Source organism: Pelagibacterium limicola, from assembly GCF_015694405.1.
In the GTDB taxonomy this organism is placed as follows: Bacteria; Pseudomonadota; Alphaproteobacteria; order Rhizobiales; family Devosiaceae; genus Pelagibacterium; species Pelagibacterium limicola.
The window spans coordinates 143,437-156,967 of record NZ_JADQDB010000005.1; the positions used below are offsets into that span (position 1 = coordinate 143,437).

The 13,531-nt window shown below is 61.9% G+C and carries 9 protein-coding genes and 1 riboswitch; of the genes, 2 read left to right on the plus strand and 7 right to left on the minus strand.

Annotation, left to right across the window (positions count from 1 at the left end; translation table 11 throughout):
• The first annotated feature begins 3 nt into the window (after positions 1-3).
• Positions 4-1,740 (plus strand): ABC transporter substrate-binding protein, encoded by a 1,737-nt coding sequence (locus I2G20_RS11580; RefSeq protein ID WP_196259878.1) that lies wholly within the window; start codon positions 4-6, stop codon positions 1,738-1,740.
• A 191-nt stretch (positions 1,741-1,931) separates the two neighbouring features.
• On the opposite strand, the gene I2G20_RS11585 is transcribed toward I2G20_RS11580, so the two are convergent.
• Both I2G20_RS11585 and I2G20_RS11590 read right to left on the minus strand, forming a co-directional pair.
• Positions 1,932-2,978: an NAD(P)-dependent alcohol dehydrogenase gene (locus I2G20_RS11585; RefSeq protein ID WP_196259879.1), complete on the minus strand. Its 1,047-nt coding sequence runs from the start codon at positions 2,976-2,978 to the stop codon at positions 1,932-1,934.
• Positions 2,979-2,988: 10 nt separating this feature from the next.
• A complete protein-coding gene (locus I2G20_RS11590) occupies positions 2,989-4,098 on the minus strand; it encodes a 2'-deoxycytidine 5'-triphosphate deaminase (protein WP_196259880.1) in 1,110 nt (369 codons plus the stop codon).
• Between the two features lie 101 nt (positions 4,099-4,199).
• Positions 4,200-4,279, plus strand: a riboswitch (SAM riboswitch).
• 40 nt (positions 4,280-4,319) lie between these two features.
• On the opposite strand from I2G20_RS11590, the gene metZ reads away from it, so the two are divergent.
• Positions 4,320-5,525 carry an O-succinylhomoserine sulfhydrylase gene (metZ, locus tag I2G20_RS11595; protein WP_196259881.1) on the plus strand — a complete coding sequence of 402 codons (1,206 nt, stop codon included), beginning with the start codon at positions 4,320-4,322 and terminating at the stop codon, positions 5,523-5,525.
• Between the two features lie 22 nt (positions 5,526-5,547).
• On the opposite strand, the gene I2G20_RS11600 is transcribed toward metZ, so the two are convergent.
• From I2G20_RS11600 to I2G20_RS11620, 5 genes are all read right to left on the minus strand, one after another.
• The gene (locus tag I2G20_RS11600; protein WP_196259882.1) at positions 5,548-8,706 is read right to left on the minus strand and encodes an efflux RND transporter permease subunit; all 3,159 of its coding nucleotides are present in this window, start codon (positions 8,704-8,706) and stop codon (positions 5,548-5,550) included.
• Positions 8,703-10,124, minus strand: coding sequence for an efflux RND transporter periplasmic adaptor subunit (locus I2G20_RS11605; RefSeq protein ID WP_196259883.1), 1,422 nt, complete (start codon positions 10,122-10,124; stop codon positions 8,703-8,705). Before I2G20_RS11605 ends, I2G20_RS11600 begins: the two co-directional genes overlap by 4 nt.
• A gap of 125 nt (positions 10,125-10,249) precedes the next feature.
• On the minus strand, positions 10,250-11,239 hold the full coding sequence (locus I2G20_RS11610; RefSeq protein ID WP_196259884.1) for an Hsp33 family molecular chaperone: 990 nt from the start codon (positions 11,237-11,239) through the stop codon (positions 10,250-10,252).
• A 53-nt stretch (positions 11,240-11,292) separates the two neighbouring features.
• Complete coding sequence (gene argF / locus I2G20_RS11615) at positions 11,293-12,219, minus strand: ornithine carbamoyltransferase (RefSeq protein WP_196259885.1); 927 nt, start codon at positions 12,217-12,219, stop codon at positions 11,293-11,295.
• A gap of 47 nt (positions 12,220-12,266) precedes the next feature.
• A complete protein-coding gene (locus I2G20_RS11620; protein ID WP_196259886.1) occupies positions 12,267-13,454 on the minus strand; it encodes an aspartate aminotransferase family protein in 1,188 nt (395 codons plus the stop codon).
• Between the last annotated feature and the right edge of the window lie 77 nt (positions 13,455-13,531).

Genomic DNA, 13,531 nt, shown 5'->3' on the forward strand with positions numbered 1-13,531 from the left:
TTTATGCGACGGTATCTTTTAGCATCGACAGCGGCCGCTGTCCTCATGGGCGCGGCAACCGTGCCGGCATGGGCGGACATGAACGCCGCCCGCGCCTTTCTCGACGCGGAGATCGGCGATCTTTCGAGCCTGAGCCGGGCCGAGCAGGAAGCCGAAATGCAGTGGTTCATCGACGCGGCCGAGCCCCTCAGAGGCATGGAAATCCGCGTCGTGTCGGAAACCATCACCACCCACGAATATGAAAGCCAGGTGCTTGCACCTGCTTTTTCCGCCATCACCGGTATTCGCGTCACCCATGATCTGATTTCCGAAGGCGACGTCGTTGAGCGCCTGCAGAGCCAGATGCAGACGGCCGAAAACCTCTATGACATGTACATCAACGACTCGGATCTGATCGGCACCCACTGGCGCTATGATCAGGTACGCAACCTCACCGACTTCATGGCGGGAGACGGTGCGGACTTCACCAACCCAGATCTCGATCTTGACGATTTCGTGGGCCTTTCGTTCACCACGGCCCCCGATGGCAAGGTCTATCAACTGCCGGTCCAGCAGTTCGCCAACCTCTACTGGTTCCGCTACGACTGGTTTACCGATCCCGAGATCATGGCTGAATTCGAGGCCGAGTACGGTTATGAACTAGGGGTGCCCGTCAACTGGTCGGCCTATCAGGACATTGCCGAGTTCTTCACCGGCAAGCAGATCGACGGACGCACGGTCTATGGCCATATGGACTATGGCCGCAAGGACCCCTCGCTCGGATGGCGGTTCACCGATGCCTGGCTCTCGATGGCCGGAAACGGCGATCGTGGCCTGCCCAACGGTTTGCCGGTGGACGAATGGGGTATCCGCGTCAATGAGGCCGGTCAGCCGGTCGGTTCCTGCGTCGCGCGCGGCGGCGATACCAATGGTCCAGCTTCGGTCTATGCCATTCAGAAATATCTTGACTGGCTGTCCGCCTACGCTCCGCCGGAAGCCCAGGGCATGAACTTCTCGGAATCCGGTCCGGTACCCGCTCAAGGCGGAATCGCCCAACAGATCTTCTGGTATACCGCCTTCACCGCCGACATGGTTGGCGAAGGTGCAACCGCCGTGCTTAACGAGGACGGCACGCCCAAATGGCGTATGGCACCTTCACCCCATGGCGTCTATTGGGTCGATGGCATGAAGCTGGGTTATCAGGACGCCGGTTCGGTAACCCTGATGCAGTCCACGCCGCTCGATCGGGCGCAGGCCGCCTGGCTTTACGGCCAGTTCATCGCCTCCAAGACTGTCGACGTGAAAAAGAGCCATGTCGGCCTTACCTTCATTCGTGAATCGACCATCCAACACGACAGCTTTACCGAACGGGCTCCCCTGCTCGGTGGCCTGATCGAGTTCTATCGGTCTCCGGCCCGCGTCCAGTGGTCGCCGACCGGCACGAATGTTCCTGACTATCCGCGTCTGGCACAGCTCTGGTGGCAGCATATCGGCGATGCCTCCTCGGGCGAAAAGACCGCTCAGGAAGCGATGGACGCGCTTTGCGCCGAGCAGGAAGCAGTCATGGCGCGCCTGCAGGCGGCAGGGGTTCAGGGCGAATACGGCCCCATGCTCAACGAAGAGCAGTCACTTGAGTACTGGGTCGAACAGGCTGCGGCGGACGGCACCCTCGCTCCCCAGCCCAAAAAGGACAACGAAGAAGAAGAACCCATTACGATCAGCTATGACGAGTTGATCCAGAGCTGGGCTGCAATCCAGTAAGGGTTGACGCCAGCGCAACCTGTCGTGCCGGGGCCCTGGGCTCCGGCACTTTTTTGTCTGCGGCCTGGCTGCCTATGCACCGTTGATCAAGCCAGCGGTTTGAGCGTTCTGGCGGCACGGGGAATAGCGACGGCGCGCGTACAACAACGTTCGCGGCTAAAAGCGAATGCCGACGTTGCCGTCCGGTTCGACTAAAGCGTCGCCATGTCGATGACGAACCGATACCTGACATCGCCCTTGAGCATGCGCTCATAGGCGGTGTTGATCTCGTTGGCCGCGATCACCTCGACATCGGAGACGATGCCATGCTCTCCGCAAAAGGCCAGCATTTCAGCGGTCTCGGGGATTCCGCCGATCGTCGAACCCGCAATCGAGCGCCGCGCGCCGATGAGTTGGCCCACCGAAAGCGGCGGGGGCGCGTGTTCGGGAATGCCGAGCATCACCAGAACCCCGTCACGGGTCAAAAGCCGGACATAGTCATTGAGATCGTGCTGGCCCGAAACCGTATCGATAATCAGATCGAAGCTGCGGCGATGCGCACCCATCTGTGTCTTGTCGGTCGACACAACCACGTCTTGCGCGCCGAGCTTTTCGGCATCTGCCGCCTTGGATGGCGATGTGGTGAACATGACGACGTGCGCACCCATCGCGCGAGCGAATTTGACGCCCATATGTCCAAGCCCGCCCAGACCCACAACGCCGACCTTCTTGCCCGGCCCAGCGCCCCAATGCCTGAGCGGAGACCATGTGGTAATCCCCGCGCAAAGCAGGGGCGCCGCCGCGGCAGGATCGAGATTTTCGGGGATGGCCAGTACGAAATGCTGGTCGACGACGATGCGCTTTGAATAGCCGCCATAGGTGACGCCGCCCGAAAACTTGTCGGCGTCATTATAGGTGCCGGTAAACCCTTCGTCGCAATAGGCTTCCAGACCCTCGCGGCACGATGGACAGGTGCGGCAGCTATCGACCATCACGCCGACGCCGACCATGTCGCCGACCTTGTAGCGCGATACAGCGCCACCCATCCGTGAAACGCGACCAATGATCTCGTGCCCCGGCACGACCGGATATTTGGCTCCGCCCCATTCGTTACGCACCGTGTGCAGGTCCGAGTGACAGACCCCACAATAGAGAATGTCGATTTCGATATCACCCTGCCCGGGCTCACGGCGTTCGATCGTAAGGGCTGCGAGCGGAGCAGTAGCGGCGCTGGCGCCGTAGGCGGCTATGGTCTGCATCGTGGTCAACTCAGTTTTGCGGAAACGGCTTGAAGTGCTTTGACAGTTTTAGGCTCTGCGCCTGGTAATTGGATCCGAGCGCCGAACCGTAAAGCGTATCGGGCCGCTCTGCCATCTTTTCATAGAGCAGCCGCCCCACCGTCTGTCCATGCCCCAGAAGGAACGGCACCTCGCGGCTCCTGACTTCCAGAACCGCACGGGATCCCTCGCCGCCCGCCGCCGAATGGCCGAAGCCGGGGTCGAAGAACCCTGCGTAATGTACCCGGAATTCGCCAACCAGGGGGTCGAACGGCACCATCTCGGCGGCGTAATCGGGGGGCACATGCACGCTTTCGCGGGACACGAGAATATAGAACTCGTCGGGGTCGAGGATCAGTTCATTGTCGCCGCGATTGTACAGTGGCTCCCAATAATCGAGCACGTCGAGCGCGTTCTTTTTGTCCACATCGACCACTGCCGTGTGACGCTTGGAGCGGAAACCGATCAGTCCTCCACGTCCATCGCCCCTGAGATCGATTGAAAGCGACACGCCCTCGCCCACATCCATGTTGGGCTCGAACACCAGCGTCTCCTTCTTGTGAAGCGCCTTGTGCTGGGCGACCGATAGACGCGGGTTGCCCGAACGGAACCGCATCTGGGAGAGGCGCGATCCGGTTCGCACCAAAACGGGAAATGTGCGCGGTGAAATCTCGAGATAGAGCGGGCCTTTATAGCCGGCGGGAACGGTATCGAAGCTGCGCGCGCCGTCGGTTATGACACGGGTGAAGATATCGAGCCGCCCCGTCGAGCTCTTGGGATTGGCCGCCGCTGCCACTTCCCTCGGCAGGTCGAGGCTTTCAAGCAAAGGGACGATGTAGACGCAGCCGCGTTCGAGCACCGCTCCCTTGGTCAGGTCGATCTCGTGAAGCTTGAGATTTTCGACCCGCGCAGCGACGGTCTTTTCCGGGCCGGGGAGAAAGCTCGACCGCACGCGTAGCGCCTTCTCGCCCAGGCGCAGGTCAAGGCTCGCCGGCTGAACCTGATCGGCGTCGAATTTCTTGCCCGAAGCAATTGCGCCTGTCTTGGCCAAGGCCTTGATGAGCCGGGTCGAGAAGATACCCTGTGGCCACGCTTCACCCATGATGCGGCTCCGCCTCCCGTGAACTCTCCGGTTCAGGCTTACCAACGCTTGCGATTGACGCCAAGCCGCATTTGGCGGTAAGTCACCGCTGACTGCGCGTGTCGCGGTCAGGTGGTGATTTGGCCGGTCAGATTGCAGGCCACCTAAAACAAGTTGCTAAAGCGACCTATCTTTCGCACCGGCCGCGTCATACGCGTGCCGGTTTTTTGTTGAGGTGACCCATGTCGAAAGAAAAGAACCCGCTTTTTGACCACACGCGCCGCAAGGCGCAGACGATGCTGGTTCACGGCGGCATGGAGCGCAGCCAGCACGGGGAAACCTCCGAAGCGATCTTTTTCAATTCCGGCTTCGTCTACCCCACTTCGGCTGGCGCCGAAGCACGGTTCAAGGGCGAAGAGCCGGGCCATATCTATTCGCGCTTTTCCAACCCTACCGTCGAAATGTTCCAAAAGCGCGCCGCGTTGCTCGAAGGCGCCGAAGCTGCTCGCGGTACGGCCACAGGCATGGCCGCTGTGACCACCGCCGTAATGAGCCAGGTGCGCGCGGGCGATCATGCTGTCGCGGCACGCGCGCTCTTTGGGGGCTGCCGTTATGTTGTCGAGGACTACCTGCCGCGCTGGGGGGTGGAGTCGACGCTGGTCGATGGCCGGGACCCGGAAAACTTCGCCCGCGCCATGCGGCCCAACACCAAGGTGGTGTTCGTCGAAACGCCGACTAACCCGACGCTCGAACTGGTGGATTTGAAGGCCGTTGCCGATATCGCTCATGCCCACGGCGCCGTGCTGATCGTCGACAACGTCTTTGCCACTCCGATCTGGCAGAAACCGCTCGAGCTTGGCGCTGACCTTGTCACCTATTCGGCCACCAAGCACATGGATGGGCAGGGCAGGGCGCTGGGCGGAGTAATCCTTGGCCGCAAGGAACTGATCGAGGCTGACGTTCATACCATCATCCGGCAGACCGGGCCCTCGATGAGCCCGTTTAATGCGTGGGTGTTTCTCAAGGGTCTCGAAACCCTGCCCTTGCGCGTAAAGGCGATGACGGAAAGCGCGGCCAAGCTCGCGGATTTCTTTGCCGGTCACCCCAAGATTGAACTGGTGAGCTACCCCTTTCATCCCTCGCACCCGCAATACGACCTCGCCAAACGACAGATGGGCGCCGGATCGACGCTCGTTGCAATTACCGTCAAGGGGGGAAAAGAGGCGGCGTTCAAGGTTGCCGATGCATTGGCGGTGGTTGCCATTTCCAACAATCTGGGCGACGCCAAATCGATCGTCTCCCACCCCGCCACCACTACGCACCAGCGGTTCTCGGACGCCGACAAAGCCGAAATGGGCATTACCGAGGGCCTGCTACGCCTCTCGGTCGGCCTGGAGGATTCCGAAGACCTCATCGCCGACTTTGCTTACGCGCTCGATCAGGCCTAAAGAGAGCGCGCGCTGGCGGGACCTATTCCGCCGGCGCCACCTGCGGCGCTTCATGGTGCCGGCCCGCGATCATTTCACGAAAGGTCGGGGCATTGGGGGTCATGAAGGCCCAGCGCAGGAAGGCCGCGATGTCTGCGCCGATGCCAAGAATGGCGGGCACGAGGAACAGGACCAGCAGCGTTGCAAGGCTTAGCCCCGAGACGATGGTGAGTGCCATCGGGATCAGGAACTGAGCTACAAGGCTCTTCTCGAAAAGGAGTGGCGTCAGCCCTCCGATCGTCGTCAATGATGTGAGGATAACCGCCCGCAACCGGTCCTTGGAAGCGCCGATGGAGGCCTGCCGCAACCCTTGTCCGTCGGCCAGCCTTTCGTTCATGCGTGCGATCATGACGATGGAAGCGTTGACCAGAATGCCGCCTAATCCCAGCATTCCCATCATCGAAACGACAGTCAACGGATAGCCGAGGAGGAAATGCCCCCAGGCCGCTCCCGCGATGCCGAAGGGGATGATGGCCATCACCGCAAAGGGCGTGAACCACGACGCGAAAATCCACGAGATGATGATATACATCACCGCCAGCGCGAATACGGCGCCGATGCCGAGATCGGCGAAGGCGGCGTTCTGTTCGGCCCGGCGTCCACCGAATTCGTAGGCTATGCCATAACGTGCCGTGATCTGTGGCAGGTAGTCCGATGCCAGCCGCGCAAGGATGGCGCCCGAGTCGGCACCCTCATCGACGTTAGCCCTGACCGACACCGCCGTCCGCCCATTCTCGCGCGCAATAAAGGCAAAGCCTTGCCGCTCGGAGAAATCGACGATCGAGGCGAGCGGGACATAGGTCCCCGAGGGCGCGCGCACCCACATTTCGCGCAGCGCCGCCGAGCCGGACCGTTCGTTCTCCCGTAGCAGCTTGACGGCTATTTCGTCTTCATGGGCTGCGATGGTTCCCACAGTCCGCCCCTCGAAGGCGTCTCGTACCTGGGTGCCCAGCGTGTTGAGGTCAAAGCCGAGCGCAGTCCCCCGGGCGTTGAGGTTCATGATCAGCTCGGGACCGCCGTAAAAGAGCGTATCGGAGGTCGAACTGACTTCAGGAAAGCCCTCGAGCACGTCCTGAAGCGCTTCTGATGCCTGCTTGAGCACACTCGCCGAAGCGCCGATGAAGCGGATATCGATGGCCTGCCCCTGCGGGCCGCCCCGGAACTCGCGCACGCCGATGCTTGAAACGCCCGCAACGGCTGGCAGGTTGTCCCTGAGCGCCTGGGTTATGACGGCAGTGCGCACCGAACGCTGTTCGGACGGCGTAAGGTAGACGTTGAAATCCGCCCGGCCCTCTTCGAGGTCGAGGCTTGCATAGGTCGTGACGATCAGCGTTTCGCCATTGGGCGCGAGGTTTCGCTCGACCTCGGCGACCGAGCGCTCGATATCTTCGATGATCGCTGCCATTTCGCTCTGCGGCGTTCCGGCCTGGAACTGGGCAGATACGTTGAAGCTTTCGCCTTCGGCGGTCGGGAAGAATTCGAACCGTAACTGGTTCGAGCCGAGCAGCCCCAGCGCGCCGATGCAAATGGCAAGCGCGATCGCGGCGGTCAGATAGCGCCAAGAATAGGACCATTCGGCGAGGGTCCCGAACAACCTTTCGCGGAAAAAGTCGAATCCCTTGTCGAACGTCCGCCGGAACTTGCCCGCCCTTTTGCGCTGGCGCGGCAGGGCGTGCGCGAGGTGTCCGGGAAGGATGAAAAAGCTTTCGAGCAGGCTCGCCGCCAATACCGCCACGACGACGAGCGGCAGCGGTGACATGATCTGTCCCACCACGTCCCCCACCAGCCAGATCGGCGCAAAGGCTGCCATGGTGGTCAATGCCGATGCGATGATGGGAGGCGCCATCCGGCTGGCCGCCTGTATGGCGGCTTCTGCGCGCGAGAGGCCTTGGCGGTAAAGGGTTGAGGTGTGTTCTCCCACCACGATGGCGTCGTCAACGATAATCCCGAGCACCATCATGAGCGCGAACATCGAAATCATGTCGATGGTCAGCCCCATGACGTACATCGCGCCAAGCGTGCCCAGAATGGCGATGGGGATGCCCGCCGCTACCCACATTGCAACGCGCCCGTCGAGGAAAACGAACAGCACCACGAGCACCAGCACGAACCCGGCCACCCCGTTGGCGATCAGAAGGCCCAGCCGCTGGTTTACCTGCTCGGCGGCGGCATCGAACACCACGGCGTTGAGCGATTGGGGCAAGGTAGGCTGCAGCGCATCCACATAGTCGCGCACCGCCTCATAGGTCGTCACAGTATCGGCATTGGCGGCACGCGAAACCTGCAACTTGATCGCTGGCTCCCCCCGCATATAGCCGAGCGGCGTGTTGGGATCGAAGGTGTCGGTGATGGTTGCGATATCGCCGAAAGTCAGGGTCTGTCCGGTCGCCGAAGAGAAGATTTCGGTTTCCGCGATCTGGCGCGCCGAAAGCTCGCGTGCCGCCGCCCTGATCTGCGCGTCAAGGTCGCCTTGAAGCGTCCCTGAGGGCTGGTCGGCGAAATTGGGAGACAGTGCATTGGATAGATCGGCGAGCGTCAATCCAAGCTGGCGCAATCGGGCGTCGTCTACCTCGATCCGCAATTGCCGGTCGCGATAGCCGGTAAATTCGACCCTGTCGACACCCGCCGCCAGCAGCCCGTCGCGGATCTCGCGCGCATAGCGCCGCAGCGCTTCTTCGGGGAACGGGCCGGATATGGCGATGGCGGCCACGGGATCGAAAAAGCGCTGGGCCGAGACCACCGGCGTCGAGGCGCCGGACGGAAGGCCGGTAATCGATGAAACCACCGATTGCACCCGTTGTTCGGCGGTCTGGAGGTTGACGGTGCGCTCGAAATTCACGCGGATCTGCGCCCGTCCTTCGCGCGCGAACGAATTTCTCGAGATCACGCCGTCTATCGCGCCTAACGCCGGTTCGATCAGCAGCAATATGTTTCGCTCGACGTCCTCGGCCGACGCCCCGCTCCAGTTTACCGTCACATTGACGGTGCGGGTTTCGGTATTGGGCATGAGTTGCCGGTTGAGATTGTTGACCCCCCAAAGGCCGAACAGCACAAACAGGATCATGAAAAGATTGGCTGCGTTTCTGTGCTTGACGAAACCGGCAAGCAAGCCCTGTGACGCCTGGAGCGATGGACGCATCATCCGCCTCCCGGCCCGCGCATCACAATGCCGCCGCCACCGCCTGGCCCCATGATGACGGGGCTACCGTCAGGGCGGGTTTGCGGCTCTTCCCCCTCCACCGTGACAGCAACGCCCGCGCCGGCCTGTGAAAGCCGCGAGGTGATGATGCGTTCTCCCTCCGGGATCTCGGCGCTGACGATCAGCTGATCGTTCTGGCGCGCGAGAATGGTCACGGCGATCGCCGCCATGCGACCATCGCGGACGACATAGAGGTGGTCGTCGTCATAAACCGCCGTTTCGGGCACCATCAGGCTGCTTTCATGCGCTATGCCTTCGATCGTTACCGAAACGAAAGTGCCCGGCCGCAATCGGCCCGCGTCCCCTGCATCGAGCCGGGCGAAAAGCGTGACGCCTCCTGTCGATGCGTCGACTTCCGCCGCCGTGCGCGTGATGCGGCCTTGCGCGGTAACCGGACGCGACCCCGCATTCCAGGTAACGGTTACAGGGCGCCCCAACATCCCGGCAGCGCTCAATTCGCCATATTGCCGGTCCGAGAGCGTAAAGCTCACATCCAGCGCGGCAGTTTCGTAGAGTGTCCCGAGATTTTCGGTGGCGTTGACATATCCGCCCTCGGTCACGGTGCCAGTGGTGACGGTCCCGTCGAATGGCGCAGTGATCTCCGTGTCGGCTCGGTTCCGCTGGGCAACGTCAAGTTGATGCCGTGCCTGCGCAATGGCCGCCTGTTGGCGCAGGATCTGTGCGTCGAGCGTAAAAATGTTGACTTCGCGCTGGCTGAGCGCCTGTTGGCGTTCGGCGACCGTCAGGGCGCGTGTATCGACCGTCTGCTGGGTCGCCGCGCCGGTGGAAAGTAGCGAACGGGCGCGGTCGAGATCGGTTTCAGCGGCAGCGAGCGAGGCGCGCGCCGTTTCGATGTTACGCTCCTCAAGCGCCCTGGCCTCGCGCGCTTCGGCCAGCGCCAGTTCCGCATTGGCGATGGCAGCCCGCGCCTCGATTACCGCCGCGTCGTAGGCGAAAGGGTCGATCCGCACTAGCACTTCGCCTGCCATGACCTGCCCGCCGGCGAGGAAATTGGGCGAAACCTCAACCACCCGCCCCTGGACCTGCGCCCGCAAATCGAGTGTGCGCGCAGCTACCACCTGGCCAAACGTGCCGATATCGGCCCGGTGTTCTCCATAGGTGGGTTCGACGACATTAACGGTAAAGCTGCGTTCCCTGTTCATGCGCTGGGGCGCTTCTGGGCGGCTGGAGACCCAGCTATAGGCCTGGTAGCCCGCTACGCCGACGACGATCAAGGCAATGGCAAACCGCATAAAAGCGGACATCAACCCGAAACGGCGGGGAGGGCGTTCGGCCGTCTCCGCTGGATGGTGTTCGGATAAAGAAAGCTGCGCCGAATCCGGCCCGCCGGTCTTGTCCAATGAAGGCGTCCCTGAAAATGAAAAAGCGTCGCCCGCCAAAAAGCGTCCGGGCAAGGCTAATGATTCAGGCGCGACGGCTCAAATGAACTTTTCGCAAGGATTTGGAAAGCCTTGCCGTCGACCGATCAGAACTGGTTGGGATTGAAGTGATAGTGCGTCGAGCAGAACTCGCACACCACTTCGATTTCCCCGTCGACCACCATATCCGTCCGGTCCTCGGGCGAAAAATCGTGGATCATCTGCTCGACCCGCTCGGCTGAGCAGGTGCAGCGCTCGACCAGCGGCTGGGGCTCGAACACGCGCACGCCTGCCTCGTGATAAAGCCGGAACAGCAGGCGCTCGGACGAAAGGTCAGGGTCTGCAAGTTCGGCGTCGGTCAGCGTATCGAGCAGCGCCTTGGCCTCCGTCCAGCCGTCGTCCTCAACGAAATCGGGATCGGCTGTCGCCTCGTTCTCGAAATCTCCGTCGCCCGGCAGGTCCGGCATATGCGAAATTCCGGTCTCGGGCAGGTGCTGGAGCAACACGCCCCCTGCCCGCCAGCGCGAGCCCGGGCGTCCGCGCTCGGAGTATTCCGCGACGGCGAGCCGCACACGCGTCGGGATTTGCTCGGACTGTTGGAAATAGGTGTGCGCGACCTCTTCGAGCCCCTCATGGCCCTCGAGTGCCACGATCCCCTGATAGCGGTCCATATGCACGCCCTGATCGACGGTCAGCGCCAGGATGCCCTTGCCGAGCAATTCGGCGGGACTGGCCTTGCCGTTCCGCACGGCCTCAGCAATCACGTCAGCGTCGTAGCGCGCATAGGCACGCAAGCCGTCCGGGGTATCGAAATCGACGACCAGAAGGCTCACGGGCCCGTCGGTGCGGGACTGGAGAATGAAGCGCCCTTCGAATTTGAGCGAAGATCCGATCAGCGCGGCGAGCGTGATCGCTTCGCCCAGGAGACGGGCGACAGGCTCAGGATAGCCGTGGCGCGAGATGATGGTGTCGAGCGCGTCACCCAGGCGCACCACGCGCCCGCGGCTATCGAACGTCTCGAGCGCAAAGGGCACGGCGACATCGTCCCCGCTTTCGGGGCGGTTGAGGCCGAACTGTTCGAGCGTACTTGGGGTCATTGCAGTCCTTTTCACGCGCGCACCCGCCGGAGTGGCCGGGCGTGCGCAGTAATTCAGAGGGTTTCGATCCCGAAGGCCCAGCACAGGATCGCCTTTTGCACATGCAGGCGATTTTCGGCTTCATCGAACACCACCGATTGCGGACCGTCGATCACCTCGTCGGTAACCTCGTCCCCGCGATGGGCAGGCAGGCAGTGCATGAAAAGGGCTTTGGGATTGGCGTTGGCCATCAATCTGGTATCGACCCGGTAGGGTTTCAAGATACGCCTGCGCTCACCCTCGTCCGTGTCGCCCATGGAAACCCAGGTGTCGGTGACGATCAGATCGGCGCCCTCGGTGGCCGCGCCCGGATCGGTTCCGAGCGTCACAGCGTCTCCAGCCTCGGCAATGTCGGACAACAGGCCTTGATCGGGCCAGTATTCCTTGGGGCAGGCGATGGCGAGCGAGACGCCGAACAGGGGGGCTGCGTGGACCCAGGAGGCAAGCACGTTATTGCTGTCCCCGACCCAGGTGACCTTTTTGCCGGCCAGCGGCCCTGCGTGTTCCTCGTAGGTCATGATGTCCGCCATGACCTGACAGGGATGCGAGCGGCGCGTCAGCCCGTTGATCACTGGAACCGCAGACGCCCCGGCGAGATCGATCAGGTCGTCATGGCTGAGGATGCGGATCATGATCGCATCGACGTACCGGCTCATCACCCGCGCAGTATCCTCGATGGTCTCCTCGCGGGCGAGCTGCATTTCCTGTCCCGTCAGCATCAGCGTCTCGCCGCCGAGCTGGCGCATGCCGACATCGAAGGAAACGCGCGTGCGGGTCGATTGGCGCTCGAAGATCATCGCGAGCACCTTGTCGGCCAGAAGCCGCGGCCGTTCGCCCGCCCTCAGGCGCGCCTTGAGCGCGTGAGCAAAGTCGAGAATTTTGCGCAATTCCTCATGGGAGAAATCTTTGAGATCGAGAAAATGTCTGGGCTGTCCGGTCATGATGACTGGTCCTGAGGAGGCTGGAATGTGGTGGGAAACTGCGCGGCCTATTCAGCCGCGCTGGCGCTTTCGGCTTCGAGTTCGGCAAACGCATCCGAGATGATCGAAACAGCTTGTTCGATTTCAGCTTCATTAACGATCAATGGCGGCAGAAGGCGCAGGACATTGTCGCTGGCCGCAACCGTGAGCAGCTTGTGATCGCGCAGGCGCTGAACGAAATCGCGGACGGGCGGCGTGATCTTGATCCCGGCGATCAACCCCTTGCCGCGCACCTCGGTAATGTAATCGGGATAGCGCTGCATGAGCTGGTGAAGGTGGCGGGAAAGCACATGGCCCATTTTTTCCACATGCTCGAAAAAGCCTGGAGCCTCGATCCGGTCGAGCACAGCATTGCCCACCGCACAGGCTAGCGGATTGCCGCCATAGGTCGAACCGTGCGTGCCCGGCACCATGCACTTGGCAACCTCATCCGTCGCAAGGCAGGCGCCCAATGGGAACCCGTTGCCTATGGCCTTGGCCACCGCCATGATGTCCGGTGTCACCCCGGCCCATTCATGGGCGAAGAAACGGCCTGTCCGGCCATAACCACACTGCACTTCATCGAAAATGAGAAGCAGCCCATGCTTGTCGGCCAGCGCGCGCAACCCCTTGAGATAGGCGTCGGAAAACGCTGTTACCCCGCCCTCGCCCTGCACGGGTTCGATAAGGATGGCGGCAGTCTTCTCATCGATCGCGGCCTCGACCAGTGAGAGATCGCCGGGCTTTAGGTGCTTATATCCCGGCATCGGGCCGAAGCCCTCCGTATAGGCCGGGTTACCCGCTGCCGCGATCGTGGCTGTGGTGCGCCCATGGAACGAGCCCGAAAAGCCGATGATATCGACGCGGTCCCTCTCGCCCTTGTCCCAGAAATAGCGCCGCGCGGTCTTGATCGCGCATTCGAGCGCCTCGGCGCCCGAATTGGTGAAGAACACCTTGTCCGCGAAGGTCGCATCGACTAGGCGCTGGGCCAGCTTTTCCTGCTCGGGAATGGTATAGATATTGGAGACATGCCAAAGCTTGTCCGCCTGGCGCTTAAGCGTCGCGACGACGTGAGGGTCCCCGTGCCCGAGCGCGTTGACCGCGATCCCGGCGTTGAAATCGAGATAGGCCGTGCCGTCCTCCGTGAACAATCGCACGCCCTCGCCCCGCACAAAAGCGAGTTCGGACCGGGCGTACGTGCCATAGAGCGCAGACATCTTGAAAGCCACCTTCTCGAGTTCGGGTTAAGGGATGTTCCGGGGCATGTCCCAAAACGAAAAACGCGCCCGGCTCT